25 protein-coding genes are annotated in these 26,882 nt (G+C 71.8%); 14 read left to right on the top strand and 11 right to left on the bottom strand.

Annotated features, from left to right (window positions below; translation table 11 throughout):
- Positions 1 to 184: 184 nt before the first annotated feature.
- From chvE to mmsB, 3 genes are read left to right on the top strand one after another with little or no spacing between them, the layout of a single operon-like run.
- A complete protein-coding gene (gene chvE / locus F1D61_RS23240) occupies positions 185 to 1,249 on the top strand; it encodes a multiple monosaccharide ABC transporter substrate-binding protein (RefSeq protein WP_203154455.1) in 1,065 nt (354 codons plus the stop codon).
- On the top strand, positions 1,249 to 2,832 hold the full coding sequence (mmsA, locus tag F1D61_RS23235; RefSeq protein WP_246775487.1) for a multiple monosaccharide ABC transporter ATP-binding protein: 1,584 nt from the start codon (positions 1,249 to 1,251) through the stop codon (positions 2,830 to 2,832). Before chvE ends, mmsA begins: the two co-directional genes overlap by 1 nt.
- Before the next feature lie 4 nt (positions 2,833 to 2,836).
- A complete protein-coding gene (gene mmsB, locus F1D61_RS23230; protein WP_203154454.1) occupies positions 2,837 to 4,057 on the top strand; it encodes a multiple monosaccharide ABC transporter permease in 1,221 nt (406 codons plus the stop codon).
- Between the two features lie 105 nt (positions 4,058 to 4,162).
- On the opposite strand, the gene F1D61_RS23225 is transcribed toward mmsB, so the two are convergent.
- Positions 4,163 to 5,095: a LysR family transcriptional regulator gene (locus F1D61_RS23225; RefSeq protein WP_203154453.1), complete on the bottom strand. Its 933-nt coding sequence runs from the start codon at positions 5,093 to 5,095 to the stop codon at positions 4,163 to 4,165.
- 100 nt (positions 5,096 to 5,195) lie between these two features.
- Positions 5,196 to 5,453: a hypothetical protein gene (locus F1D61_RS23220; RefSeq protein ID WP_203154452.1), complete on the bottom strand. Its 258-nt coding sequence runs from the start codon at positions 5,451 to 5,453 to the stop codon at positions 5,196 to 5,198.
- A gap of 190 nt (positions 5,454 to 5,643) precedes the next feature.
- On the opposite strand from F1D61_RS23220, the gene aroQ reads away from it, so the two are divergent.
- Positions 5,644 to 6,090, top strand: a complete 447-nt coding sequence (gene aroQ / locus F1D61_RS23215; protein WP_203154451.1) for a type II 3-dehydroquinate dehydratase — start codon at positions 5,644 to 5,646, stop codon at positions 6,088 to 6,090.
- Positions 6,091 to 6,223: 133 nt separating this feature from the next.
- Positions 6,224 to 6,505 carry a CsbD family protein gene (locus tag F1D61_RS23210; RefSeq protein ID WP_203154450.1) on the top strand — a complete coding sequence of 94 codons (282 nt, stop codon included), beginning with the start codon at positions 6,224 to 6,226 and terminating at the stop codon, positions 6,503 to 6,505.
- 194 nt (positions 6,506 to 6,699) lie between these two features.
- Here F1D61_RS23210 and F1D61_RS23205 read toward each other — a convergent pair whose 3' ends face one another.
- The 3 genes from F1D61_RS23205 to F1D61_RS23195 form a co-directional block, all read right to left on the bottom strand.
- Complete coding sequence (locus F1D61_RS23205; protein ID WP_203154449.1) at positions 6,700 to 7,458, bottom strand: outer membrane protein; 759 nt, start codon at positions 7,456 to 7,458, stop codon at positions 6,700 to 6,702.
- Between the two features lie 106 nt (positions 7,459 to 7,564).
- Positions 7,565 to 7,780, bottom strand: coding sequence for a hypothetical protein (locus F1D61_RS23200; RefSeq protein ID WP_203154448.1), 216 nt, complete (start codon positions 7,778 to 7,780; stop codon positions 7,565 to 7,567).
- Between the two features lie 53 nt (positions 7,781 to 7,833).
- Positions 7,834 to 8,037, bottom strand: a complete 204-nt coding sequence (locus tag F1D61_RS23195; RefSeq protein WP_203154447.1) for a hypothetical protein — start codon at positions 8,035 to 8,037, stop codon at positions 7,834 to 7,836.
- A 147-nt stretch (positions 8,038 to 8,184) separates the two neighbouring features.
- Between F1D61_RS23195 and F1D61_RS23190 the strand changes: the two genes are divergently transcribed.
- The 3 genes from F1D61_RS23190 (at position 8,185) to F1D61_RS23180 (ending at position 11,702) form a co-directional block, all read left to right on the top strand.
- Complete coding sequence (locus F1D61_RS23190) at positions 8,185 to 9,033, top strand: DUF6502 family protein (protein ID WP_203154446.1); 849 nt, start codon at positions 8,185 to 8,187, stop codon at positions 9,031 to 9,033.
- A gap of 11 nt (positions 9,034 to 9,044) precedes the next feature.
- Positions 9,045 to 10,412, top strand: coding sequence for a DUF5666 domain-containing protein (locus F1D61_RS23185; protein ID WP_203154445.1), 1,368 nt, complete (start codon positions 9,045 to 9,047; stop codon positions 10,410 to 10,412).
- A gap of 234 nt (positions 10,413 to 10,646) precedes the next feature.
- Positions 10,647 to 11,702, top strand: coding sequence for a transglycosylase SLT domain-containing protein (locus F1D61_RS23180; protein ID WP_203154444.1), 1,056 nt, complete (start codon positions 10,647 to 10,649; stop codon positions 11,700 to 11,702).
- Between the two features lie 133 nt (positions 11,703 to 11,835).
- Here the strand turns inward: F1D61_RS23180 and F1D61_RS23175 are convergent, their stop codons facing one another.
- Together F1D61_RS23175 and F1D61_RS23170 are read right to left on the bottom strand one after the other, a co-directional pair.
- Positions 11,836 to 12,723 (bottom strand): 4-(cytidine 5'-diphospho)-2-C-methyl-D-erythritol kinase, encoded by an 888-nt coding sequence (locus F1D61_RS23175; RefSeq protein WP_203154443.1) that lies wholly within the window; start codon positions 12,721 to 12,723, stop codon positions 11,836 to 11,838.
- A gap of 90 nt (positions 12,724 to 12,813) precedes the next feature.
- Positions 12,814 to 14,682, bottom strand: a complete 1,869-nt coding sequence (locus F1D61_RS23170; RefSeq protein WP_432443169.1) for a tetratricopeptide repeat protein — start codon at positions 14,680 to 14,682, stop codon at positions 12,814 to 12,816.
- A 368-nt stretch (positions 14,683 to 15,050) separates the two neighbouring features.
- Between F1D61_RS23170 and F1D61_RS23165 the strand changes: the two genes are divergently transcribed.
- Complete coding sequence (locus F1D61_RS23165; RefSeq protein ID WP_203154442.1) at positions 15,051 to 17,003, top strand: methyl-accepting chemotaxis protein; 1,953 nt, start codon at positions 15,051 to 15,053, stop codon at positions 17,001 to 17,003.
- A 222-nt stretch (positions 17,004 to 17,225) separates the two neighbouring features.
- Here F1D61_RS23165 and F1D61_RS23160 read toward each other — a convergent pair whose 3' ends face one another.
- Positions 17,226 to 18,890 carry an electron transfer flavoprotein-ubiquinone oxidoreductase gene (locus F1D61_RS23160; protein WP_203154441.1) on the bottom strand — a complete coding sequence of 555 codons (1,665 nt, stop codon included), beginning with the start codon at positions 18,888 to 18,890 and terminating at the stop codon, positions 17,226 to 17,228.
- A 193-nt stretch (positions 18,891 to 19,083) separates the two neighbouring features.
- Here F1D61_RS23160 and F1D61_RS23155 point away from each other — a divergent pair, with 193 nt between their 5' ends.
- The 3 genes from F1D61_RS23155 (at position 19,084) to moaB (ending at position 21,657) form a co-directional block, all read left to right on the top strand.
- Positions 19,084 to 20,061: a uracil-DNA glycosylase gene (locus F1D61_RS23155; RefSeq protein WP_203154440.1), complete on the top strand. Its 978-nt coding sequence runs from the start codon at positions 19,084 to 19,086 to the stop codon at positions 20,059 to 20,061.
- 115 nt (positions 20,062 to 20,176) lie between these two features.
- Positions 20,177 to 21,079, top strand: a complete 903-nt coding sequence (gene ypfJ, locus F1D61_RS23150; RefSeq protein WP_203154439.1) for a KPN_02809 family neutral zinc metallopeptidase — start codon at positions 20,177 to 20,179, stop codon at positions 21,077 to 21,079.
- Positions 21,079 to 21,657 (top strand): molybdenum cofactor biosynthesis protein B, encoded by a 579-nt coding sequence (gene moaB / locus F1D61_RS23145; protein WP_203154438.1) that lies wholly within the window; start codon positions 21,079 to 21,081, stop codon positions 21,655 to 21,657. The genes ypfJ and moaB overlap by 1 nt, the downstream gene beginning before the upstream one ends.
- Here moaB and F1D61_RS23140 read toward each other — a convergent pair.
- Complete coding sequence (locus F1D61_RS23140; protein ID WP_203154437.1) at positions 21,623 to 22,138, bottom strand: hypothetical protein; 516 nt, start codon at positions 22,136 to 22,138, stop codon at positions 21,623 to 21,625. The genes moaB and F1D61_RS23140 overlap by 35 nt on opposite strands.
- A 119-nt stretch (positions 22,139 to 22,257) precedes the next feature.
- On the opposite strand from F1D61_RS23140, the gene F1D61_RS23135 reads away from it, so the two are divergent.
- Positions 22,258 to 23,370, top strand: coding sequence for a PA0069 family radical SAM protein (locus tag F1D61_RS23135; protein ID WP_203154436.1), 1,113 nt, complete (start codon positions 22,258 to 22,260; stop codon positions 23,368 to 23,370).
- Between the two features lie 156 nt (positions 23,371 to 23,526).
- Positions 23,527 to 24,078, top strand: a complete 552-nt coding sequence (locus tag F1D61_RS23130) for a GNAT family N-acetyltransferase (RefSeq protein WP_203154435.1) — start codon at positions 23,527 to 23,529, stop codon at positions 24,076 to 24,078.
- Here F1D61_RS23130 and F1D61_RS23125 read toward each other — a convergent pair.
- Positions 24,065 to 24,919, bottom strand: coding sequence for a PCC domain-containing protein (locus tag F1D61_RS23125; protein ID WP_203154434.1), 855 nt, complete (start codon positions 24,917 to 24,919; stop codon positions 24,065 to 24,067). The two genes, F1D61_RS23130 and F1D61_RS23125, sit on opposite strands and share 14 nt — an antisense overlap.
- Entirely contained in the window at positions 24,916 to 26,514 is a 1,599-nt protein-coding gene (locus F1D61_RS23120; RefSeq protein ID WP_203159227.1) for an acyl-CoA synthetase, read from the bottom strand. Before F1D61_RS23120 ends, F1D61_RS23125 begins: the two co-directional genes overlap by 4 nt.
- Positions 26,515 to 26,882 lie beyond the last annotated feature (368 nt).

Below are 26,882 nucleotides of genomic sequence, written 5' to 3'. Positions count from 1 at the left end.
CTAGCATTCGAAGGGCGTGATTTCGGACGGCACCGAACCTCCCCCTGCGGAAGTATCAGGCCGCTCCCGCCCGCCAGCCACAATACGGAAACACCGACCCCGGCAGATGAGCAGGCCGCAATCCTGCCGGGCACCACTCACCGGCAGCCCCGCGCACCCAAGATGCGGGGATTTGGGAGGACACATGACATCGTTCGTCGCCCTCGTCGGCGGAGCCCTGATGGCTGCCGCGATGCTCGCAACCCCGGCCGCCGCCCAGCAGAAGGGCAAGATCGGCGTCTCGATGCCGACGAAGTCGTCGGCGCGCTGGATCGCCGACGGCCAGGGCCTGGTCCAGGCGCTCAAGGCCAAGGGCTACACCCCCGACCTGCAATATGCCGAGGACGAGATCCCCAACCAGCTGTCGCAGATCGAGAACATGATCGCCACCGGCGCCAAGGTGCTGGTGATCGCGGCGATCGACGGCACCACCCTGTCGGACGTGCTGCAGCAGGCGAGCGACCGCGGCATCAAGGTCATCGCCTATGACCGCCTGATCCGCGGCTCGAAGACCATCGATTACTACGCCACCTTCGACAACTTCCAGGTCGGCGTGCTGCAGGGCAGCTACATCGTCGACAAGCTCGGGCTGAAGGACGGCAAGGGACCGTTCACCGTCGAGCTGTTCGGCGGCTCGCCCGACGACAACAATGCCTATTTCTTCTACGACGGTGCGATGTCGGTGCTCAAGCCCTACATCGATTCGGGCAAGCTGACCGTGCCGAGCAAGCAGCTCGGGATGGACAAGGTCTCGACCCTGCGCTGGGACGGCGCGGCGGCCCAGGCCCGCATGGACAACCTCCTGTCGGCCTTCTACGGCAACAAGCGCCTCGACGCGGTTTTGTCGCCCTATGACGGCATCTCGATCGGCATCATCTCGTCGCTCAAAGGCGTCGGCTACGGCTCGTCCGACCAGCCGATGCCGGTGATCACCGGCCAGGATGCCGAGATCCCCTCGGTCAAGGCGATCATCCGCGGCGACCAGAGCATGACGGTGTTCAAGGACACCCGCGAGCTCGCCAAGGTGACGAGCGACATGGTCGACGCGATCTCGACCGGGGCCCAGGTCCAGGTCAACGATACCAAGACCTACAACAACGGCGTCAAGGTGGTGCCGTCCTACCTCCTGAAGCCCGTGACGGTCGACAAGTCGAACTGGGAGAAGGTCCTGGTCGAGAGCGGCTACTACAAGGCCCAGCAGGTCAAGTGATGGCGGCGTCCCCGGCCCTCGGGGTGGTGCCGAAGGTGTCTCCGATCCTGGAGATGCGCGGCATCACCAAGGCGTTCCCGGGCGTGAAGGCGCTCGACAACGTCACCCTCGCCGTCCGCGCCGGCGAGATCCACGCCGTCTGCGGCGAGAACGGGGCCGGGAAGTCGACCCTGATGAAGGTGCTGAGCGGGGTCTACCCCGCCGGCTCCTATGACGGCCACATCCTGTTCGACGGCGAGGAGCGCCGCTTCTCGGGCATCCCCGACAGCGAGGCGCTCGGCATCATCATCATCCACCAGGAGCTCGCCCTGGTGCCGCTCCTGTCGATCGCCGAGAACATCTTTCTGGGCAACGAGGCGGCGTCGCGCTTCGGGGTGATCGACTGGCCGCTCGCCATGGCGCGCACCCGCGACCTCTTGGCCCGCGTCGGCCTGAACGAGGCGCCCGAGACGCTGGTGACCGATCTCGGAATCGGCAAGCAGCAGCTCGTCGAGATCGCCAAGGCACTCTCGAAGAAGGTGCGGCTCCTGATCCTCGACGAGCCGACCGCCTCGCTCAACGAGAGCGACAGCGCGGCGCTCCTCACCCTCCTGGAGGCGTTCCGCGAGCAGGGCATCACCTCGATCCTGATCTCGCACAAGCTCAACGAGATCGCCCGGGTCGCCGACAGCGTCACGATCCTGCGCGACGGCGCCAGCGTCGAGACGCTGCCGCGGGAGGCGATGCTGGGTCCGGATGGCAGGCTCAACGAGGACCGGATCATCAAGGGCATGGTCGGGCGCGACCTCGCCCACCGCTATCCGCCCCGGGAGGGCGTGGCGATCGGCGAGCCGCTGCTGGAGGTGAGGGGGTGGAGCGTGCGCCATCCGCTCCACCCCGATCGCCTCGCGGTCGAGGATGTGAGTCTCACCGTTCGCCGCGGCGAGGTCGTCGGTATGGCCGGTCTCCTCGGTGCCGGGCGGACCGAGTTCGCCATGAGCCTGTTCGGCGGCGCCTACGGCACGCGCGTCGCCGGCGAGGCGCGGCTCAAGGGCGAGCCCGCCGATCTCGGCAGCGTCGAGAAGGCGATCCGCGCCGGCCTCGCCTACGCCACCGAGGACCGCAAGGGCTACGGGCTGGTGCTGCACGAGGACATCCGCACCAACGTCTCGCTGGCGAACCTCGCAGGCGTCGCGGCGAAAGGCGTGATCGACGAGGACCGGGAGCGGGCGGTGGCGGAACGCTACCGCGAGCGCCTGCGCATCCGCTCGTCGGGCATCGACCAGGCCACGGTGAACCTGTCGGGCGGCAACCAGCAGAAGGTCGTCCTGAGCAAGTGGCTCTTCGCCGATCCGGACGTGCTGATCCTGGACGAGCCGACCCGCGGCATCGATGTCGGCGCCAAGTACGAGATCTACGCGATCATCAACGACCTCGCCCGACAGGGCAAAGGCGTGCTGATCGTCTCGTCCGAGATGCCGGAGCTCCTGGGGATGTGCGACCGCATCCTCGTCATGAACCGCGGCCGCATCGTCGGCGAGTTTCCCGCCGCGGAGGCCTCGCAGGAGGCGATCATGCGGGCCATCGTCACCTCGGGTGGATAACGACATGAGCGACACCGCCACTCCCGTCGAGGCCCCGCGCCCGCCGGCGATTCCCGGCCTCGCTGGCAAAGGATCCTTGGCGAAGGCCTTGTCCGGCTCGCTGCGCGACTACGGCATGATCCTGTGCCTCGTCGGCATCGTGCTCTTCTTCCAGTTCTTCACCGACGGGGCGCTGCTGCGCCCGCTCAACCTCACTAACCTCGTGCTGCAGAACAGCTACATCGTGGTGATGGCGCTCGGCATGCTGCTGGTCATCGTGGCCGGCCACATCGACCTGTCGGTCGGCTCGACCGCCGGCTTCATCGGCGCGCTCGCCGCGGTGCTGATGGTGCAGATGGGCCTGCACCCGCTCCCCGCGACCCTGCTCTGCCTCGTCGCCGGCGGGATCATCGGCGCGGCGCAGGGGTGGTGGGTGGCGTATTTGCGCATCCCGTCCTTCATCGTGACGCTCGCCGGCATGCTGGTGTTCAAGGGCCTGACCCTGGCTCTGCTCGCCGGCCAGTCGGTCGGGCCGTTCCCGTCCGAGTTCCAGAAGCTCAGCTCCGGCTTCATCCCGGACATCGTCACCGGCGGTTCGCTGCGCATCACCTCGGTCCTCGTCGGCGTCGCCCTGGCGCTGATCCTCGTCGGCTCGAACCTGCGCCGGCGCATGGGCCAGCAGCGCCAGGGCTTCACGCCCGAGCCGGTCGCCGCCTTCGCGCTCAAGAACGCGCTGGTCGCCGCCGTCATCGTCGCCTTCAGCACCTGGCTTGCCACCTATCGCGGCCTGCCGAACGTCCTGATCGTGATGTTCGCGCTGATCCTGCTCTACCGCTTCGTCACCAGCCGCACGGTGATCGGCCGGCGGGTCTACGCGCTCGGCGGCAACGAGAAGGCGGCCAAGCTGTCGGGCATCAACACCGAGCGGCTGACCTTCCTCACCTTCGTCAACATGGGCGTGCTGGCGGCGCTCGCCGGCCTGATCTTCGCGGCGCGGCTCAACACCGCGACCCCGAAGGCGGGCCTCGGCTTCGAGCTCGACGTGATCGCCGCCTGCTTCATCGGCGGCGCCTCGGCCTCGGGCGGCGTCGGCAAGGTGACGGGTGCGGTGGTCGGCGCGCTGATCATGGGGGTGATGAACAACGGCATGTCGATCCTCGGGATCGGTATCGACTACCAGCAGGTCATCAAGGGGCTGGTGCTGCTGGGGGCGGTGAGCATCGACCAGTATTATCGGAAGCGGTAATCAAGGAAGATCGTGTGCAGCAGGCGCTGCTCACAGACACAGTGTCATCCCGGGTTCCGCTTTCGCGGCCTCGGGATGACAGTGAGCGTGTCAGGTCCGGCGGCCTCAACCCTCGCCGTCCCGCGCCCGCTCGCGCTCGGTCGCGAGCGCCGGCGCGCCGAACCACTCCGCCCGCATCGCCTCGCGCAGGAGCGCGCCGACCGCCGGGGCGTGCGGCCGGCCGCGGACGGTGACGAGGTTGACCTCGCGCCAGAATTCCGGCTCGACCAGCGGGCGGGCGACCACGCCGGGATGGGTGACGCAGGAGCGCGGCATGAAGCCGAAGCCGAGCCCGGAGGCGATCATCGCCAGGATCCAGTCGTCGCGCTCGCTCCGGTAGATCGTCTCGCAGTCGCTGCACCCTTGCGCCTCCCAGATCGGGCCGGCGACGCCGCGGAACTCGCAGTTGAGGCGATGCACGTAGTGCTGGCCGCCGAGATCCCGCGGGCGGACCGAATCGAGCGCGGCGAGCGGGTGCCCGGCCGCCACCGCGATCACCATCGGCTCGCGGAACAGCGCGAGGTGGTGGAGCCGCGGATCGGGCTCGCGGCCCGGCAGGCAATAGAGCGCGACCTCGAGCGACCCCGCCAGCAGGCGTTCCTCGAGGGCCCCGGCACTGGCATCGACGATGTCGAGCTCGAGGTCCGGGTGCCGCGACCGTAAGCCCCCGATGAGCCCGACGAGGGCATCGGGCTGGATGGTGCACATCACCCCCAGCGTCAGGCGGGCGCGCCGCTGCCGGCCGAAGGCGCGGGCCTCCTCCTGGGCCGCCTGCGCCTTGGCAAACACCTCCTCCAGGTAGGGCCGCACGGTGCGGCCGAGCTCGGAGAGCCGCGTTCCGGTGCGCTCGCGGTGGAACAGGGCCCCGCCCAGCTCCTCTTCGAGGAAGTGGATCGCCCGGGTGAGGGAGGGCTGGGTGACGTGGCAGGCCTGGGCCGCCCGGGTGAAGTTGTGCTCCTCGCAGAGCGCCAGGAAGTAGCGGATCTGGTGCATCTCCATCGTCGCCCTCCGCAGCATCGGCCTCGCACCGAAGGGCCCCGACGGTCGGGGACGGTCTGGAGGCTAACACCGCGGAGGCCGGCCGGGAACGACGCCCTCGTCAGCACCACGGGCAGGAGGGCCAGGCCGGCGGGTCGGAGGGCCGCACCGGCGCGACCGTGGCGCGGACCGGCGGCGGCACCCGGCGCGCTGCCCGGATGCCGGGCTCGTCGTAACGGGTATAGTGCGGGGGGGCCGGCATCGCGGCGACGATGGCCGCGCCTCGGCTTTCGGGATGCAGGAGCGACTGGGTCCAGGCCTGGGCGGGAACGGTCGAGACGGCGGCGAGCACGGCGCCGGCGAAGAGAAGGCTGCGCATCGGAGGCGATCCTCGTGGGGAGCGGGGCCGGATGTCCCGCTTCGTCGAGGAGGATCATCGCCGCCGCAGACCCCCGCGGGCCAATGCCGTTCGCCTATCGTGGCGATGCCGTCCGGCTCTGGCGGCAGTTGACGCAAGGCCGCGGACGGGCGCCTAACGCGCTTCTCCGTACCCCGCCAAGGAGCCCCTCATGAGCCGCCTCGTCTACGTGCTGAACGGCCCGAACCTGAACCTGCTCGGCAAGCGCCAGCCGCACATCTACGGCAGCGAGACGCTCGCCGACGTCGAGGCCGCGTGCCGGATGCTCGCCGCCGAGCTTAACCTGGAGATCCGCTTCCACCAGTCGAACCGCGAATACGAGATCATCGACTGGATCCACGAGGCGCGCGAGACGGCCGGCGGCCTCGTCATCAACCCGGCGGCCTTCACCCATACCTCGGTGGCGATCCTCGACGCGCTCAACACCGTCGAGGCGCCGGTGATCGAGGTGCACATCTCGAACGTCCACAAGCGCGAGGCCTTCCGCCATCACTCCTACGTCTCGCTGCGCGCCGACGGGGTGATCGCGGGGCTCGGCACGCAGGGATATCTCCTGGCGTTGCGCCGGGTCGCGCAGCTGATCGATACGAAGGCGTAGCCGTCCAACCGGGCCGCCGCGGCAGTCGGCCCCGTACCGGTATCCGGCGCCCCGATCTGGTAGGGGCGCATCATTGCCCCGACGGTATCGGCCGGTATGACCGCGCTCCCCTGAAACTGTCGGGATTTCCCGCATGAGTACCATCCGCATCGCGGCGCTTCGTGGCGCCGTTCTGGGCCTCGCCCTCGCTTCCGTGGGGCCCGCCCTCGCCGACGACACGCCGACGACGGCGGGCGCGGTCGACCGGCTCAAGGGCCTCGCCAACGAGGCGGTCGGCAGCGCCAAGCGCGGCGTCGGCAACCTGACGGAGGACGAGTCGCTGAAGGCCGAGGGGCGCGAGCAGAAGCTGCGGGGCCAGGCGCAGCAGGAGCGTGGCAAGGCCAAGGACGTCATCGAGAACGCCCTCGACAAGTAGTCGGACCGCCCGCCTGGAGCGCTTCACGATCATGCTGTCACCGTGAAGCGCGCTGATTCGTGGCTCTTGACGAATTTTCTTCGGCGAACCGGTATCCACGCCGTCGAAACATGCTCGAGGGCGGTCCGTCGAAGAAAACCGGAGGCGATGCTCCCGCATCGCCTCCGGCTCCTTCCCGACGCGGCCTGCTGGGGTCAGTCCGTCGAGAACCGGTAGTTCAGTCCGGCGCGCACCACGCCGAACTCCGCCTTGGGCTTGCCGAGGCCGTAATAGGCGGCTGTCGCCGTGTCGTAGACGAGGCCGCCGCTGCCGCCGTTGCGGTCGAGGCTGACATAGAGCGCCTCGATCCGGGCTCTCAGGCGCTCGGTGAAGGCGTATTCGACGCCGCCGCCGGCGGTCCAGCCGGTGCGGAAGGTCCCGGGCAGGGTGCCGGTATAGGTGGAGGCGTTCGCCGGATTGCTGCCGCCGCCATAGGCGAAGCCGCCGGTGCCGTAGACCAGGAAGCGGTCGAAGGCGTAGCCGATCCGGCCGCGCACCGTGCCGAACCAGTCGAGGCTCGGGCCGACGTCGTAGAAGGTCGTGGTGCCGACGAGACCGCTGCGGGACCGCCCGAAGGTGGTGCCCTGAATGTCGGCCTCGGCGCCGATCACGAAGCCGGAGCCCGGCGTGACCTGATAATTGTAGCCGATCTGGCCGCCGCCCACGAAGGCGGCGTCCCGGCTGCCCGGGGTCACGATGCCGTAGGTGGCGTCCGTGAAGCTGCCGCCGCCGCCGAACCCGGCGCCCGCGTTCACGCCGGCATAAAAGCCGGTCCAGGTGAAGACCGGGACGGGGGTGAAGGCCGGCGGCGGGGCGGCCCGGCGCGGCAGGTCGGCGGCGGCGGCCGGCGACGCGAGGACAGCCGTGAGGGCGAGCGCGCCGGCAAGGCCAAGCGCTTCGGTGGGTCTGATCATCGGGGATGCCGTCTGTGCGGGTCCAAAGGTCCCGGGAAGAAGCCCGGGAAGACGGGGGCCGGGGCGGCAGACCGTCCGGGCCGTCAGGTATCGGGTCCGAACCGGGTCAGAGGTTCTGGACGATGCAGATCGCCTGGAGGGCGACCAGCAGGATCGCGCCGCCGATGACGAGGCAGAGGGCGGCGACGATCAGGGTGTCTCCGCCATCGGCCGGTTCGCGCCGGGAGCGGAGGGCGGAGCGGGACGCGTCGATCTCCGGGGCCGGGAAGGCCCGGCCGAGGGGAGCGGGGCGGGGCCGGTCGCTGCGCAGGGCTTCGAGCATCGGGACGAATTCCTCTCTCGGCGGGCAGGCAAGTCTCACTGGGCAGGCAAGCCTCAGCGGCCAGGCGAGACGGCCGTGGCGGGATGGGCGAGGTCGGCCAGGGTCGCCGCCGCCACCGGCAGTCCCAGTCCGGCGATGACCGCGAGGCCGCGCACCAGCATCGCGACCGGCCGCAGCGAGACCGGCGGGGAGCGGCGGGGCGTCGGGAGCGTGAGCGGCTCGGCGGCGCGGCAGACGAGGGGGAGGGCACTGGCCATCGGGGATCTCTGTGGCATCGAGCGGCGTGGGAAATCTGACCACGGCCAATCATCTATGTGGGTAAAATTCCCACGTCAATCGGAAATCGCGCTGTGCCGCGCTTTCGTGGGATTGTGTCCCACGGCGCCTGGGCTACAACGACCGTGATGTCAGAGCCGAACCCGAGATCGCCGCCCGATGCCGGCGCGCTGCAGGCCCCGCTCGCCCGGCTGCTGCGCCCGCTCGTGCGCCTGTTCGTGCGCAGCGGGATCACCTTCCCGGCGCTGACCGACCTGCTGCGCGAGCTGTACGTGAACGTCGCCGAGTACGACTTCGCCCTGCCCGGCAAGGACCAGACCGACAGCCGGGTGAGCCTGCTCACCGGGATCCACCGCAAGGAGGTGCGGCGCCTGCGCGGGGCCGGCGCGCCGGTGAGCGCGGTGCCGGCCGCGATCTCGCGCACCAGCCGCATCATCGCCCGCTGGGTCGCCGCACCCGACTTCACCGAGGCCGACGGCCGGCCCAAGCCCCTGAAGCGGGCGGCCGAGAGCGGCCCGTCCTTCGAGAGCCTGGTCGCCTCCGTGACCAAGGACCTGCGCCCGCGGGCGGTGCTGGACGAATGGCTCGACCGCGGGATCGTCACCCTCGACGAGGAGGAGCGCATCGTGCTGGCCGAGGCCGCCTTCGTGCCGAGCGGCGGCGGCAGCCAGCAGCTCTATTATTTCGGCCGCAACCTGCACGACCACATCGCCGCCGCGGTCGCCAACGTCCTGGAGGAGAAGCCGCGCTTCCTGGAGCGCGCCGTGCATTACGACGGGCTGTCGCCCGCGCTGGCGCGGCGGTTGGAGGAGCGGGCGCGGGAGATCGCCATGGAGGCGTTGCAGCAGGCCAACCGCGAGGCGCATGCGGCCTGCGAGACCGATCCGGGCGGCGAGGCGCGCTGGAATTTCGGCATCTACATCTTCGCCGAGGATGCCCGGGCGGACGACGCGCCCCTTCCCGAGCCCAAGGCGTAAGGGGGCGGCCCGTGCGACGCGCTCCCTCCGTCACCCGGCGCGGCCTCCTGCGCCTCCTCTCGGGCGCGAGCTGGCTCGCGGTCGCCGGGCCCGGGCAGGCCGCCGGGGACAAGATCCTCGACCAGGGGATCGGCGGCACCGGCCTCCGGCCGGGGCCCGACGAGGAGGGCGACCGCGGCATCGGCGGCACCGGCGTCGTCGGCACCATCCGGGGCTTCGGCAGCATCATCGTCAACGACCTGCGCATCGCCTACCCGCCCGACGTGCTGGTGACGATCGACGGGCGTCCGGCCCGGGTCGGCGACCTGCGCGTCGGCCACGTGGTCCAAAGTCTGGTGCGCAGCCGGGCGCAGCCGGGAGAGGGCGGCCTCTCCACCGCCGGCATCGCGGTGATCCACGAGGTGGTCGGCCCGGTGCAGCGCGTCGGCGCCGACACGCTGACCGTGCTCGGCCAGACCGTCGCCACCGCCGGGCTGCCGCCCGAGATGCCGCGGCCGGCGCTCGGTGCGCGAGTCGCGGTGAGCGGGCTGCGCCGTCCGGACGGCAGCATCGCGGCGAGCCGGATCGACCCGGCCGGCGACGCGCCGGACCTCGTCGCCGGCCCGGTGCGGCGCGGGCCCGGAGGCGCCCTGCGCATCGGCAACCTGCCGCTCTCTGGCCTCGATACGGCCCTCGCCGGCGGCCGGGCCGTGGCGTCCGGCAGCCTCGCGGGCGGCCGCTTCGCGGTGACGCGGGCGGTCTCGGCAAGCGAGCCGTTCGGCGACGAGGTCCGGCGCCTCTCGATCGAGGCCTACGTGACCCGCGAGGGCGGCGCGCTCCGCACCGGGGCCGGCTACGCGGTGACCGGCCGCGGCGGTGTCGTCCCGGCCGGCGGCGGGCTCGCGATCCTCGATGGACGGGCCGGGCGCGGCGGCCGGCTCGACCTCGACGGCTTGCGCCTGCGGCCGGATCCGGCCGGGCGGGAGACCGGTCGCGGGCCGGGCGAGCCCGGCCGTCCGGGTCGGGACGGCGTCCGGAGCGGCCCGGGCAGCGCACGGGGCGGTCCGCATGGTGGCGCCCCCGGCGCGCAGGGCGGCGCGCGCGGCGAGCCCGGCGGGCGCTCCGGTGACTTCGGCCGCTCCCCCGACTTCCGCGGCGAGAGGCCGTTCGGCGGCGAGGGGGGACGCTTCGGCGGCCCGGGCCGCGGCGAGATCGATCCGCGCCTGCCGGGTGCGGAGGGGACGGGCCACTTCGGCGGACCCGGCGGGTTCGGCGGCCCTGGGGGCCAGGGCTTCGGCGGTCCGAGCGGCGTCGCTCCCCAGGGCGGACCGGGCGGGTTCGGCCGGCCGGGCGGCGAGGGTTTCGGGGGCGGCGGATTCGGCGGCGGGGGCCGGCGCTGAGACGAATCGGCCGAATCACGAGACGCCGCGACCCTGCCGCCGGGCGCGAAAAAGCTTGGCCGTTGTGTCCGCCGCGCCACACCGCACTGCGAAACCTGGGCATCCGACGGCTCAGTTAACGGCCAAGTCGGGGGGTGGAACGGCCAAGTCTCTTTACCGCCGCATTTGGACCGGAGCAGGGTGGGCCTTCCCGTCGGTGCGGCAGCGCACCGGCTCCCTCCAGCAGGTTGTTGCATGCGCAAGCGCCTCCTCATCGCCGTCGTCGTCGCGGCGCCGCTCCCCGCCACGGCGCAGGTGAGCCCCGCTCGCGACAACATCGACGCGCTGATCGAGGCGCATGCCAAGGCCAACGGCGTCCCGGCGAGCTTCATCCACCGGGTGGTGAAGCGGGAGAGCGGCTACAATCCCCGCGCCGTCGGCCGCGGCGGCGCGATGGGCCTGATGCAGATCAAGCACGGCACCGCCCGTGCGCTGGGCTATAGCGGCCCGGCCGCCGGCCTCCTCGACGCCAAGATCAACCTGACCTACGGCGTCGCCTACCTCGCCGGTGCCTACAAGACCGCGCACGGCAACGAGGCCCAGGCCTACAGCTACTACGCCCGCGGCTACTACTACGCCGCCAAGCGGGCGGGCATCCGCACCGACGTGGCCGAGCTCGAGGCGCCGCCGGTCCGGGAGCTTCCCACCAACCCGCTCAACCGGTTCCTCGGCAACGTGTTCGGGGCCCGCCAGCCGGCCACGACCGCCACGGCCTCCGCCGATCCGTCGGTCGCCGCCCTGTCGAGCGCCGTCGCCCAGCCCGGCGCGGCACCCCAATACACGCTGCCGCCGCCGGCGGCCCCGCAGGCCCTCGCCGCCTACCAACCCGCCGCCGCACAGGTCCAGGCGCCCGAGGCTGCGGCGCAAGCCGCTGCCGATCCGGTCGTCACCGTGCCGCTGCCGCCGGTCCGCCCGGCTTCCCTGGCCTTCCACGCCGCCCCGGCTCCGGCCCCCGGCGCGGTCCTGGCCTATGCGGGTCATTCCGCCGTCGCCGGCCTGCCGTTCCCGACCTCCGGCCAGACGGTCAGCCTCGCGGCGACTCCCGCGCCGGCCGCCCCGGCCGCCGCCACCACGACGGTCGCGTCCCTCGATCCCGCCGCCGCCCTGCCCGAGCCCGAGGCCGGTCCCAAGGTGCCGCTGCCGCCGCGGCGCCCGGTGGAGTTCCGCCACTTCGTCCTGCGCAAGCCCGCGCCCCCGGTGCCCCAGACCGCCGCCGCGACGCCCGAGCCGGCCGTCGCCGCCGGCCAGTAGGCGCCGGGGCCTCGCGATCCCGTCGATCCGTCACGGGGCGGATGAGGGGTCGGCCGACAGCGTGACGCCGTCACCCTGCCGGCAGGGCATGGCGGGTCCGCACGCGCCGGCCTCCGGTGGTGGGCCCCGCCGCTCAGCGCAGCAGCGTCGCCCGCACCCACCAGCCCGCCTGCGCCGCCGCGATCGCCCGGGCGGCGGCCACCGCCGCCGAGCGATGGCCGAACAGCCCGAACACCGTGGCGCCCGAGCCCGACATCCGGGCGAGCCGGCAGCCCGGCTGGTCGCGCAGGGCCGCGAGCGTGTCGCCGATCACCGGCGCCACCGTGAGGGCCGGGGCCTCGAGATCGTTGCGGGCCGGCAGGATGCGGGCGATCAGCGCGTCGCGCTCCTCCACGCCGTCGAGCGCCGGATGGGCCTGCGCGGCGAGCGGATGCGCCTCGCCGACCGTGAGCCCCAGTGCCCGGAACACCGGCGCCGTCTCGACCGGCACGCCGGGATTGATCAGCACCGCCGGCAGGGGCGCCAGGGTCAGCGCCGGACCGAGCGCCTCGCCGGCGCCGCGCATCATCCGGGCCCGCGGATCGAGGCAGACCGGCACGTCGGCGCCGGTGCGCCGCGCCGCCGCCATCAGGGCCGGGTGATCCGGGGACAGGCCGTTGAGGCGGCCGAGCAGCCGCAGCGCGCCCGCCGCGTCCGACGAACCGCCGCCGATCCCCGCCGCCACCGGCAGGCGCTTCACCAGGCGAAACCGCCCGACCTTCAGGTTCGGGATCTCGGCGGCGAGGTGGCGGGCCGCCCGCATCACCAGGTTGTCGTCGGTCGGGCCGGCGGGGCCGGCGGTCGGGCCGGTGACAGTGAGATCCAGCACCGGCCCCGGCTCCAGGGCGAGCAGGTCGCCCGCATTCGAGCCGGCGAAGACCACCAGGCTCTCCAGGGCGTGGTAGCCGTCGCCGGGGCGCCGGCCGAGCACGTGCAGGGTCAGGTTGATCTTGGCGGGGGCGCGGGTAGCGAAGGCAGGCACGTGGGCGTCTCTCTCAACGGGCAGAGGGCGCGGCACCCTCCGGCACCGCGCCCACAGTCTCATCTCGGCTTGCGGAAGGGAGTGGGGGCGTCAGCCCCCGCTCTTCGTCTCCGTGCCCATCGCCGGCGGCTCGGTCGGGGCCGGGGCGCCCTTCGGCATCTCGGGCTGCGGCGCCGCCGGGGCGGGCTGGGTCTCGGCGGTGGCGGCGGGCTTCTCCAGCTCCGGCAGCCCGTCCTTCAGCTTGGCCTCGATCTTCGCCAGGTCCTCCGGCTCGGGGTTCAGGTCCTTGGCGTGCTGCCACTGGAACTTGCCCTCGAGCCGCCGGCCAGAGCGCCAGTAGGCGTCGCCGAGGTGGTCGTTGATGGTCGGGTCGCCGGGCTTCAACTCGATGGCCTTTTCCAGCTCGCGCACCGCGTCGTCCCAGCGCCCGAGGCGGTAATAGGCCCAGCCGAGGCTGTCGATGATCATGCCGTCGCGCGGCTGGAGGTCGACCGCCTGCTTCAGCATGCGGAAGGCCTCGTCGATGTTCATGTTCTGGTCGACCCAGGAATAGGCCAGGTAGTTGAGCACCTGGGCCCGGCCGTTGGGCTGCGTCGTCGGCACCAGCTCCAGAGCCTTCTTCAGGTCGGCCTCGGCCTTCGGCCATTCCTTGGCCCGCTCGTAGGACGTGCCGCGGAAGTAGTACAGGGTCCAGTAGTTGCGCGCCGGCTGGTCGCCGATCAGGTCGATCGCCTTGGTGTAGGTCTGGGCCGACTCGGCGTATTTCTTGCGCGAGCGCTGGACGTTGCCGAGCGCCGAGATCACGTCGATGTCGTTGGGATAGGTCTTGGCGACCTGATCGAGATGCGCGATCGCCTCCTCGCCCTTGCCCATCTGCTCGAGGTTGAGGCCGATCTGGATGTCGGCGTTGAGCTTGAGCGGCGAGTTCGCCGGCATCCGGGCGAAGACCTCGTTCGCCCGGTCGGGCGCCTTCATCCGCTCGAGCGTGTCGGCCAGCGTCAGCAGGGCCAGCGAATGCTCGGGGGCGAGGTAGAGCGCGAGGCGCAGGTAAACCACCGCCGGCAGTTCGTCGCCCTGCGAGGTTCCGGCCGAGCCGAGGCCGTAGAGCACCTCCGCGGCGCCCTCCTGGGCCGAGGTGATGAGCGGCGTGAGCGGCTTGCCGGCCTTCAGCTTGTCGAGGGCGTCGCGCACGATCGGATGGCGCGGCAGGACGTTGTCGAATTCCTGGTAGGCCGCCACCGCGAGGTCGGGCCGGCCGGAATCCGCCTCGAAGCGGCCATAGGCATCGACGATGCGAAGCGTGTTGCGGTCGGCGTCGTAGGCCGATTTCAGCCGGCGCTCCGCCTCGACCTTGTCGCCGACGAGCGCGGCGATCAGGCCCGCGTGGTAGTCGCGGAAGACGTTGTAGTAGCGCTCGCCCTTGAGCTTGTTGATGGTCTCGAGCGCCTTCTTGCCTTCGCCGGCCCCGGCATAGGACCATGCGGTCAGCAGGGTCGAGGTCAGGTCGGCCGCCGCGCCCTTGCCGCCGCGCTGGAGGTTCTGGCGCGCCGCGGCGTATTGCTTGGCCTTGATCTTCTGCACGCCGAGCGCGAGCTGGGCCAGGCCGTTGGCCCCGTCCCGCGCCGTCAGCCGCTCGGCGGCCCGGAACGCTTCCGGCAGCGAGCCGTCGGCGAGCAGGGCGACGAAGGAGCGTTCGAGGAGTTCGGCGTTGCGGGGGTCGCCCTTCACCGCCTCGCGGTAGAACGTGGCGGCAGCGGCCGTGTCGCGAGAGGCGCCGGCGATGTAGGCGGCGAGGAAGTTGCCTTCCAGCGAATCCGCCGGCTCGTAGGCCTGCGGGGCCGCGATCTCCCGCGCCGGCAGCCGCGCCGCGAGGGCCGGCGCCGTCGAGGCGGCGAGGAGGAGGGCCAGCGCGACGCGCGCAGATCCGCGGCGGGGGGCGGGGATTCGGGTCTTGAGCACCAAACTCGTGGCTCCGTGATCGCGCCGGCCGCGGAGCCGGCACGCGAAATCGGCGCGACATTGGACCCTGCGCGGGGCAGCGGCAAGACCAAACGGCGGCGGCGATGTGTCGGGGGCGGCCGGCCGCACGGCCCGGCCGGCGCGCGGCTCCGCGCGACAGCTTACGGTGATATGGCCCTGGTATTCGGTTGTAAGAGCTATCTTAAGCAATCACCGCGATAGGTAGCCTGGAACTCGCAAGTCGATTTCCAGAGTCGCCGAACATGTCGCTACGTAGACAAATATTCCTGATCCTGAGTTTGATCGGCTGCCTCTTTCTTGGGCTGACTGCCTTACAAGTCATCGAAGCCTGGAACCGGGCCGACATCATGCGACGTGCAGCCGAGGCCAACCGGGTGACTGACGGGCTCGCCGCCGCTGCGGCGTCCCTGGCGGCCGAGCGGGGCCTGACCAATGGCTGGCTCGTCAAGCCGCCGGCGGCCTCGGAGCACCCGACCCTGGCGCGGCTGCGCAAGGAGGGGGATCGCCGGCTCGCCGCCGCCCTGGACGGCCTGCGGCGGGGCGAGGCGGTGGCGACGGCGTCGGCGGCCCTCGACGAGGCGCGACGCAGCCTCGCCTCCTTGCGCGCGCGGGTCGACCGCGTGCTCGCCGGCACGCCCGATGCCGAGCTCGCGGCGTCCTGGTTTCCGGCGGCGACCGGCATGATCGCCCGCGAGCAGGCCCTGTTCGACGCGGTGCGGGCCGACATCGCCGGCTCGGTGCCGGGGACGCTGCATCACGGCCTCGACATCAAGCGGGCGCTCTGGGACGCGGGCGAGTTCGCCGGCCGCGAGCGCGGGCGGCTCAACGCGGCGATCGCCGGGCGCCAGGGGCTGGCGGTGGAGCAGGTCCGCGCCTTCGCGAGCCTCGCCGGGCGCGTCGAGGCGGCGCTCGCCCAGGCCCACGCCTCCGCATCCGCCCTCTCTGCGGAGTTCCGGGACGCCCTGGCGGCGGCGCGTCGCCGGGTCGAGGCGTTCGAGGCGACCCGGGCGGCGGTGCTCAAGGCCGGCGCCGCCCGCGAGCCCTATCCCGTGACCGCCGAGGACTGGTTCGCCCAGGCCACCGACGTCATCGCCGGCATCGCCCGGGCCCGGGAGGCGGCCACCGTCTCGCTCGGCGCGATCGTCGCGGCGGAGAGCCGGGCGAGCGAGGCCTGGTTCATGGCCTCGCTCGCCATCCTGGCCGGGGCCTGCGCGGCTCTGGGCGGCGGGGCGTTCCTGCTGGTGCGCGGCGTGACCGGGCCGCTCGCCCGGATGATCGAGGCGATGCGCCGCCTCACCGCCGGCGACCTCGCCGTCCCGGTGCCGGCGGCCTCGTCGCGCAGCGAGATCGGCGCGATGGCCGCCGCGATGGTGCAGCTGCGCGACGGCCTCGCCCGCGCCGCCGCCCTGGAAGAGGAGGCGGCCCTCGCCCGCGCAGGGGCCGAGGCGCAGCGCACCGCGGCCCTGCGCGAGCTGGCCGACCGGTTCGAGGGCGCTGTCGGCGGCGTCCTCGCGGCGGTGACCGCGGCGGCCTCCGAGATGGAGGCGACCGCCCGCGGCATGAGCGAGATCGCCGGCCGCACGGCGGACCAGAGCAGCAGCGTCGCCGCCGCCGCCGAGGAGGCGTCGTCGACCGTCGCGACGGTCGCGGCGGCGGCCGCGCAGCTCGGGACCTCGGTGCATGAGATCGGCGCCCGGGTCGGGTCGTCCGCCGAGATGGCCCGGAGCGCGGCGGCGGCGGCGGGCGAGACCGCCCGCCTCGTCCACGATCTACGTCACGGCGCGGCGAGAATCGGCGACGTGCTGGCGCTGATCTCGTCGATCGCCGACCAGACCAACCTGCTCGCGCTCAACGCGACGATCGAGGCGGCGCGGGCCGGGGCGGCGGGCCGCGGCTTCGCGGTCGTCGCCGCCGAGGTCAAGGAACTGGCCGGCCAGACCGCCCGGGCGACCTCGGAGATCGCCGGCCAGATCGCCCGCATCCAGGGCTCGACCGAGCAGGCGGTGGCGGCGATCGGCGGCATCGCCGGGCAGATCGGCGAGATCAGCCTGGCCTCGACCGCCATCGCGGCGGCGGTGGAGGAGCAGGGCGCGGCGACCCAGGAGATCGTCCGCAACGTGGCGCAAGCCGCCGCGGGCACCGGCGAGGTGACGGGCAGCGTCGTCCAGGTCGCGGGCGCGGCCGACGAGACCGGGGCCGCGGCGAGCCAGGTCCTGTCGGCGGCGAGCGAGCTGTCGCGTCAGTCCGAGCACCTGCGCGGGGAGGTGGGGCGGTTCCTCGCGACGGTCCGGGCGGCGTGAGGCTCGATCGCGACCCGGTTCGTTACACCCTCCGAGTCATCCCGGGGCCGCGCAGCGGAGCCCGGGATCCAGAACCGCGGATGGTGCAGGATGAGGCGGTGACCGTTGCGTCGTCGTCGGAAAACACCGCGCATCTGGATTCCGGGCTCCGCTGCGCGGCCCCGGAACGACCCTGTGAGATGGAAGAGGGTCAGGCCCGCGAAGCAAGCCTGACCCTTTCTCTCACATATTCACGTAGTTCGGACCGCCCGGACCTTCCGGCGTCACCCAGTTGATGTTCTGGTTCGGGTCCTTGATGTCGCAGGTCTTGCAGTGGACGCAGTTCTGCGCGTTGATCTGGTAGCGCGGTGCACCGCCCTCCTCGACCCACTCATAGACGCCGGCCGGGCAATAGCGGCCGGACGGCCCGCCGAACACGTCGTGCTCGGAGGATTTCTGCAGGCCCATGTCCTTGACCTGGAGGTGGACCGGCTGGTCCTCCTCGTGGTTGGTGTTGGACAGGTAGACCGACGACAGGCGATCGAAGGTCAGCACCCCGTCGGGCCGGGGATACTTGATCGGTGTCACGTCCTTGAGCGGCTTGGTGCAGGCGTAATCCGGCTTGCCGTGGCTGAGCGTGCCGAACAGCGACAGGCCGGCGAGCTCGTTGAGCCACATGTCGAGGCCCCCTAAGCCCACGCCCACCACCGTGCCGTACTTCGACCAGAGCGGCTTGACGTTGCGCACCCGCTTCAGGTCGTAGCCGATCGGGCTCGAGCGCCAGCCCTCCTCGTAGGAGGTCAGCTCGTCCTGGGCGCGGCCGGCGGCGAGCGCCTCGTGGATCGCGCCCGCGGCCTGCATGCCCGACAGCACCGCGTTGTGCGAGCCCTTGATGCGGGGCACGTTGACGAAGCCGGCCGAGTCGCCGACGAGGCAGCCGCCCGGGAAGACGAGCTTGGGCACCGACTGCCAGCCGCCCTCCATGATGGCCCGCGCGCCGTAGCCGATGCGCTTGGCGCCCTCGAACACGTCCCGGATCATCGGGTGGGTCTTGAAGCGCTGGAACTCCTCGAACGGCGACAGGGTCGGGTTCTCGTAGTTCAGGTGCGTGACGAACCCGACCGAGACCAGGTGGTCGTCGAAATGGTAGAGCCAGGAGCCACCGCCGGCCTTGTTCGGCAAGGGCCAGCCCATCGAGTGCCGCACCAGACCGGGCTGGAACTTCTCCGGCTTGACCTGCCACAGCTCCTTGACGCCGAGTCCGTACTTCTGGTGGTCGGAATGCTGGTTGAGACGGTAGCGGTCGATCAGCTTCTTCGTCAGCGAGCCGCGGGCGCCCTCGCCGAACACCGTGTACTTGGCGCGCAGCTCCATGCCGCGGGTGAAGTCGTCCCGCGCCTCGCCCGAGCGGGCGATGCCGAGATCGCCGGTGGCGATGCCGACCACCGCGCCGGCCTCGTCATAGAGGATCTCGGCGGCCGGGAAGCCCGGATAGATCTCGACGCCCAGTTCCTCCGCCTTGCGGCCGAGATACTTGGTCACGTTGGAGAGCGAGCCCACGAAGTTGCCGTGGTTGCTCATCAGCTTCGGGAAGGCGATGTTCGGCAGCGACACGCCGCCCGCCGGCCCGAGGAACAGGAACTCGTCCTTCACCACCTCGGTCTTGAGGGGGCGGTCCGGGTCCTCGCGCCAGCCGGGGGCCAGGGAATCGAGGCCGCTCGGGTCGATCACCGCGCCCGACAGGATGTGGGCGCCGACCTCGCTGCCCTTCTCGACCACCACCACCGACACCTCGGTGCCGGCCTCGGCGGCGAGTTGCTTCAGCTGGATGGCGGCAGCCAGCCCGGCCGGGCCCGCTCCGACGATCACCACGTCGAAGTCCATCGCCTCGCGTTCCGGCAGCTCCATCCTGGTCCTCCCTGGTCTCTGATTAGTTCACATATAAACGATCTCGGCCCGCCTCAAGCGGTTCCGTCGGCCGGACCGTGCGACGGCGTGTCCCCCGGCGCAAGCATCGGCGACGGGTCTCCCGCGCGAGAATGCCTGTGCGCGTCCTGTCGCGCCTGTTGTCCACAGCCGCGCGGCACGCCACATCATCCCCATGACCCCTGACGCTCCCGACAGCCGCGACCTGCTCTCCTTCCTCGACTTCCACGTCGCGGCGGGCGTCGATGCCGCGCTGGACGAGACGCCGCACGACCGCTTTGCCGAGCCGGAGGCGCCGCGCCGCGCCGCCCGGAACGAGGACGCGGCCTCCGAGGCGCCCCTGCGCCGGGCTTCACCCGTCGATGACGGGGCGGACTGGGCGGCGCCCGCGGGGCAGGAGCCCTCCAGGCAGGAGGCTCCCGGCCGGGAACTCCCCCGCCGGGAGATCCCTCGCCAGGAAAGCCCTCGCCAGGAAAGCCCTCACCAGGGGGCGCCGCGCGTGGAAGCGCAGAGCACCTATGGCCGCTCGGCCGCCGCGGCCCCCGGCGAGGCGGCGGGCGATGCCCGCGAACTCGCCGCCACCGCCGCGAGCCTGGAGGAGCTGGAAGGCCTGCTGGCCCGGTTCGAGAGCTGCGCGCTCCGCTTCACCGCAAAGAATCTCGTCTTCGCCGACGGCAACCCGCAGGCGCGGGTGATGTTCGTCGGCGAGGCGCCGGGGGCCGACGAGGACCGGATCGGAAAACCGTTCATGGGCCGCTCGGGCCAACTCCTCGACCGGATGATGGCGGCGGTCGGGCTCGACCGGACCAACGCCTATGTCGGCAACGTCGTCCCCTGGCGCCCGCCGGGCAACCGCAACCCGACCCCGCAGGAACTCGCGACTTGCAGGCCGTTCATCGAGCGGCAGATCGCGCTCGCCGATCCCGACATCCTGGTCTGCCTCGGCGGCGTCGCCACCCAGGCGCTGGCCGGCACCAAGGACGGCATCCTGAAATCCCGCGGCCGCTGGTTTCCCTACCGCACCGACAGGCGCGAGATCCGGCTGCTCGCCACCCTGCATCCGGCCTACCTGCTGCGCCAGCCGCTCCAGAAGCGCCTCGCCTGGCGCGACTTCCGGGCCCTGCGGGCGGCCCTCGACGAGGGTGGGCGCTGACGGCCGCGCGTGCGACGAAGCGGAACCGTGCCGGCGCTGGTCGATTACTCTTGAGCCTTTCGCCTGCGCCGCGTAGCCGTCGCGGCCAAGGTTCACGGGCCGACGGGACGCTGACATGCGCTGGGAAGATTTTCGCACCTCCGACAACGTCGAAGACCGCCGTGGCGAGGGTGGCGGCGGCGGCGGATTCGGGTTTCCGGGCGGCGGCGCCGGTGGCCTGGGCATCGGCACCGTCGTGATCCTGTGCATCATCGGCTGGGTCACCGGCATCAACCCGGCGATCCTGATCGGCGGGGCCGAGCAGATGTCCCGCCCGCGCGCACCGCAGGAGCAGCAGGGCCAGCAGCCGGACCGGCGCACCGGCGCCCCCGCCGACCAGACCGGCAAGTTCGCCGCCGCGATCCTCGGCAACACCGAGGACGTGTGGAAGACGGTGCTGCCGAACCAGACCGGGCGCCAGTACACCCCGACCACGATGGTGCTCTATACCGGCGGCACCCGCAGCGGCTGCGGCCAGGCCCGGGCCGCGATGGGGCCGTTCTACTGCCCGCTCGACAAGAAGGTCTATCTCGACACCTCCTTCTTCAAGGAGATGGAGCAGAAATTCCACGTCAAGGGCGACTTCGCCTATGCCTACGTGATCGCCCACGAGGTCGGCCACCACGTCCAGGACGTGCTCGGCATCCTGCCCAAGGTGCAGCAGAAGCAGCAGCAAGTCGGCGAGCGCGAGTCGAACGCCCTCTCGGTCCGCGTCGAACTGATGGCCGATTGCCTCGCCGGCGTCTGGGCCAAGAACTCGAACGACCGCTTTAACGCCCTCGAGCCGGGCGACATCGAGGAGGCGATGCAGGCGGCGAGTGCCATCGGCGACGACAAGCTCCAGAAGCAGAGCCAGGGCTACGTGGTGCCGGATTCCTTCACCCACGGCTCCTCGGCCCAGCGCATGCGCTGGTTCCAGACCGGCTACCGCAGCGGTCAGACCCAGTCCTGCGACACCTTCCGGGCCTCGCAGCTCTGATGGCGGGTCTCGACCTCGCCCGGGACTTCGTGCCGCTGTCGATCGCGGTGCTCACCGTCTCGGATACCCGCACGGAGGCCGACGACCGCTCCGGCGACACGCTCGCCGAGCGCCTGGCGGGCGCGGGCCACCGCCTGGCCGCCCGGGCGATCGTGCCGGACGAGGTCGAGGCGATCCGCTCCCAGGTGAAGGCCTGGGCGGCGGACCCGGCAGTCGATGTCGTCATCACCACCGGCGGCACCGGCTTCACCGGCCGCGACGTGACGCCCGAGGCGCTGGAGCCCCTGTTCGAGAAGCGGATGGACGGCTTCTCCGCCATCTTCCACCGCATCTCCTACGACAAGATCGGCACCTCGACGCTGCAATCGCGCGCCACCGCCGGGGTCGTTGCCGCCACCTACGTGTTCGTGCTGCCGGGCTCGCCCGGCGCCTGCCGGGACGCCTGGGACGGCATCCTGGCAGCCCAGCTCGATTACCGGCACCGGCCGTGCAACTTCGTCGAGATCATGCCGCGCCTCGACGAGCACCTGAAGCGCGGCGCCGTCAGCTCCGGAGCAGCGACCCCCGCAGGGGCCTGACCGGCAGGCGGGCGCGGAAGGGAAGCCCCGCCCGCAGCGCGTCGACCCGCACGAGGTCGCCGGCCCGCACCTGGCGGGTGCCGGTCAGTGCCTCGCGCCGTCCGGCGATCCGCTCGAACAGGGCGGCATGCGGCCGGCGCAGGCGGCCGACCGCCTCGGGGTTCGCCGTGGCGCCGAACCGGTCGAGCACCCGGATCCAGCCCTCCGCCGGCACGTCCCCGGCCTCCAGGCACAGCATCCAGGGCCGGCGCGCCAATCCGGCCGCCGCCATCCAGGGGCTCCGCCCCCGCGCTGCCAGGGCCGCGCCGGTGCTCTCCGCCATGGTGGCGACCTCCGGATCGTCCGGGTGTTCGGCGGCGATCACCGCATCGCCCACCACGCCCGCCGCGACGCCGGCCACGAGGGCCGCCAGGGTATCGGCGAGGGCGTCGATGCGCTCCGGATCGATCGCGCCGGGGAAATGGATGGCAGCCGTGAACATGAGGGCGCCATAGCGGATCGCAGGCGGCGCGTCCTGCCTCGATCGTTGGCAATTGTTTCGGCTCTTGCGTTTGTTCCTGTTTTGTTCAAATCTCGGCCGCGATCGTGCGGGAGGCCGGGATGGAATCGGGATGCGGGCATGGGGCGCGCCGGCTCGCCGGGTCGACCCCGGCGGCGGAATCGCGTCGCGGGCGCGGCGCCACCGCCAACCCGGCCGGTCGGTTCGAGCCCGCCGCCCGCGAGGCCTTCGCCGACGGCTGGGAGATCGAGGAGGAGCTGCCGCCGTTCCGCACCGAGGTCACGCTGGAGCGGGCGCGCACCATCATCACCCGCAACGACTCGCCCGATATCGGCTTCGACCGCTCGATCAACCCGTATCGCGGCTGCGAGCATGGCTGCGTCTACTGCTTCGCCCGGCCCAACCATGCCTATGCGGGACTGTCGCCGGGGCTCGACTTCGAGACCAAGCTCTTTGCCAAGCCCGACGCGGCGGCCTTGCTCGAACGCGAGCTCTCGGCCCGGGGCTACGCGCCCCGTACCATCGCGCTCGGCACCGCCACCGATCCCTACCAGCCGATCGAGCGGCGCTACCGCCTGACCCGCGCCGTGCTCGAGGTGCTGGCGCGCTTCCGCCACCCGGTCGGCCTCGTCACCAAATCGGACCTCGTGCTGCGCGACCTCGACATCCTGGCGCCGATGGCGGCGGAGGGGCTGGTGAAGGTCGCGCTCTCGGTCACGACGCTCGATCCCGATCTCGCCCGCCGGATGGAGCCCCGGGCGCCGCGGCCCGACAAGCGCCTTCGGGCGATCCGGATGCTGGCGGAGGCCGGGGTGCCCGTGATGGTGCTGGTGGCGCCGCTGATCCCGGGCCTCAACGACCACGAGATCGAGGCCGTCCTGACCCGGGCCCGCGAGGCGGGGGCAACTGAGGCCGGCGGCGTGCTGCTGCGCCTGCCGCACGAACTCGCCGACCTGATGCGCGACTGGTTTTCCGAGCATTTTCCCGATCGGGCCGGGCGGACCTTCTCGCTCCTCGCGCAGAGCCGCGGCGGCAAGGTCTACGATGCGACGTATGGGCGGCGGTTCACCGGAACGGGGCCTTACGCGGACCTGCTGGACCAGCGCATGCGGGTGGCGATGACGCGGCTCGGGTATCCGGCCGAGCGGCTGCGGCTGCGGACGGATCTGTTTCGGGTTCCCGTGCAGAAGGGTGGGCAGTACAGCCTGTTCTGAGCGGCGGAGGCCGTCGCGGGCGGGGCGCGGGTTTCCCCTCTCCCCGCGGGCGGGGAGAGGGGGGTTCCTGTGCCCTCCTTGTCCCCGGGCCGCCCACCTGCCACGCCGTGCAGCGCGATCTGTTTCCTCAAGGGAAATCTCTGCTACGCTGCTGCGATGAAAGGTGTTCCGCCCACCCTCGACACCCCCCGCCTCCACCTGCGCCTCGTCGCCCCCGGGGACGCCGAGGCGACCAGCGCCCTGATGACCCCGGCGGTGAGCCGTTGGCTCGCGATGTGGCCGCTGCCCTTCACCGTCGCGATGGCGCGGGAGCGGATCGCCCTGTCGCGTTCCCTGGCCGAGGCGGGACAGGGGCTCTCCCTCGCGGTGACCGCCCGCGGCACCGGCGACCTCCTCGGCTGGATCATGCTGCACCGGACCCGCGACGATCCGCGAAAAGCCACCCTCGGCTACTGGCTCGGCGAGGCGCATCAGCGCCGCGGCACCTTGCGGGAGGCGGCCGTGGCCCTGCTCCCGGTCGCCGCCGCGTGGCTCGACGTCGACCGGATCGAGGCCAGCGCCCAGCCGGAGAATGCCGGCTCCTTCGCGGTGATGCGGGCCTGCGGCCTGACCTTCCGGCGCGAGGAGATCATCCACGCGCCGTCCCGCAACCGCGACGAACTGGTGCATGTCTACGCCGTCGAGCGGGACGACTTCACTCCGGCGTGAGGGTCAGCTCGAAGGTGATGCAGGCCGGGTTGGCCCCGCGCTTCAAGACACCCTCGTGGATGTCCCCCGCCACATCCACCACCGCGATGTCGAGATGCACGACCGGGCCGCCGTCCGGCCCCGGCCGCACGAAGCCATCGCGGATCAGCACCTCGCTGGCGATCGTCGGGATCACCCGCCCGTCGGCGAAGGCCGGCCGCACGATGCTGCCGATGCCGCGCACCCGCGCCGCCGCCAGATGATGCGCCCGTGCCGCCGCCTCGATGGCGGCGTGGATCTCCTCGTTCGGCTGGATCTTGAGGAGCAGGCAGCCGGTCTCCGCGCCCGGGAGCGGCGCCGGGGTGAACAGCGAGAAGTTGGTCTCGGCATCCGGCTCGACCCGCCAGGCCGCGCCCGCCGTGACCCAGGCCTCGGCCCGGATGGGTTGCGCCACTACCACCTCCGCGGGCAGCAGGTGGCCGGCCCGGCGGCGTCCGTCGGGCTCGATCCAGGTGCCGTGGACGTGCAGGAAGGGCGCGCCGTCGCGCTCGCCGAAGGTGGCGCTCGCCCGCTCCAGCCGCGTCTCGCCCGCCGGCCGGTAGGTCTCGCTGTAATAGGCGGCGAAACGCGGGTCGGCGGAGAGGGCCGGCATCACGTAGTGGAAGGGAGAAAAGCTCCCGCCCGAGAGATGCACCACGCCGCCCCGCATCCCGGTAAGCGGCCCGGCGACGGCGTCGAGCAGTGTGCGCCCCGGTGCCAGGTCGAAGGCCTGGTGAAGGAGGGCGCCGCCCGCAGCCAGCCAGCGCTCCGGCCGCGCGGGGCCGGGCTGGGCGAGGGTGGTGAAGGCCGGCGTCGCGCTCACCCTTGCACCTTCTCGCCGAGGAGGCCCGCCGCCTCCAGCTCTTCCCGCACCATCTTCTTGGTGATCTTGCCGTAGCCGGATTTCGGCAGCGATTCGCGCAGGATGACCCGCCGCGGCAGCTTGTAGCGGGCGACCTTGTCGAACAGGAACGTCATCACTTCGTCCTCGGAGAGCGCCATGCCCTCCCGCGGCACGCAGACCGCGATGCCGATCTCGCCCCAGGTCGGGTCGGGTATGCCGAGCACCGCCGTCTCGGCCACCGCCGGATGGGCCAGGATCTTCTCCTCGATCTCCCGCGGATAGATGTTCGAGCCGCCGGAGATGTACATGTCGGAGGCGCGGCCCGTGATATACAGGAAGCGATCCGCGTCGAGAGTGCCGAGATCGCCGGTGCGGAACCAGCCGTCGCGAAACGCCTCCGCATTGGCCTTCGGGTTCTCCCAGTAGCCGGCGAAGACCGCCGGGCCGCAGACGCAGATCTCGCCGGTCTCGCCCGGACCGACCTCGCGTCCCTCCGGGTCCTGGATCTGCACCTGCATCCCGGTGCGCTCGAAGCCGCAGGTGCCGATCTTCACGCCCGGGCCGTCCTCGGCCTCGTGGAGCGCGGGGGGCAGCACGGTGATGTTGCCGGTGACCTCGCCGAGGCCGAAATACTGTACGATGACCTTGCCGAGCGTGCGCAACGCCCGCTTCTGGTCCTCGCGGTACATCGGCGCGCCGGCATAGATGATGTATCGCAGCGAGGAATGGTCGTTGGACTCGACCGCCGGGTGCTCGACCATCATCTTCAGGATCGTCGGCACGGTGAACATGTTGGTGATCCGGTGGCGCGCCACCAGGCCCCAGACCTCTGCTGCATCGAAGCGGTCGGAGCCCGGCAGCACCGAGGTCACCGCCCGGGCGATCTGCGTCACCGCATGCACCCCGGCCCCATGTGAGAGCGGCGCCACCACCAGGGAGGCGTCGGTCTCCGCGCTCGTGCCCGGCATCAGGTCGCAGAGGTGGTTGGTGATGACGAAGGCCATCTGGCCGTGGGTCAGCACCGCGGCCTTCGGCTTGCCGGTGGTGCCGGAGGTGTAGAAGAACCAGCACGGATCGTCGTGCTCGACCGAGACGTTCGCCACATGCCGGCTGGCGCCTGCGGACAGAAGGTCCTCGTAGGCCTCGCCCTCGGCCGGGCCCTCGCCGATCACGACGATGCGGGAGAGGTCCGGGCGGGCCTCCCGCACGGCGGCGACGTGCTCGGGATAATCGGCATGGCACAGGAAGGCGGCGGCGCCCGATTGCTGCGCCATGTAGGCGACGTCGCCCGGCATCAGCCGGAAGTTCGTCGGCACGAACACCGCGCCGAGCCGGAACGCCGCGACCATGATTTCCAGGATCGCGTTGCCGTTGCGGGCATGGACCAGCAGGCGGTCGCCCTTGGCGATCCCGCGCTCCTCGAGCGAAGCGGCCAGCGCCGACACCCGGGCGTCGAACTCAGCCCAGGTCCAGCTCCGCTCGCCCCAGACGATGGCCGGCCGATCGCGAAAGCGCGCGGCGGCCTGGGTGAGGGAATGGGCGAGGTTCATCACCCGGCGCGACATCGGGGTCATCATCGGGCCGCCCTCCGGCTCTCGGTGCTCACGTCGGTGTCCTCCCTGGCGGCGGCCGTTCGGCCTGCACGTGGGAGGAGCTTACGACGCCCGGAGGGGGAAGCGGAAGCGCGGCGGGCGCAGGGCTCGGGCTGATGCAGCTCGCTATCCGGCCAACAGGAATGACGGTCTTCGACCGACAGCAGTGACACCCTCCGCGTCATTCCGGGGCCGCGCAGCGGAGCCCGGAATCCAGAGCCGCCGATGGTTCAGGAGCAAGCTGAGAGCGCTCCGCTTCGTTCTGTACCACCTGAGTGTCTGGATTCCGGGCTCCGCTGCGCGGCCCCGGAATGACGCGGAGGGTTTCAATCGTGTTGCGGGTCTATCAA

The organism is Methylobacterium aquaticum, from assembly GCF_016804325.1.
Classification (GTDB): domain Bacteria; phylum Pseudomonadota; class Alphaproteobacteria; order Rhizobiales; family Beijerinckiaceae; genus Methylobacterium; species Methylobacterium aquaticum_C.
This window is presented reverse-complemented; position numbering and strand designations above follow the sequence as displayed.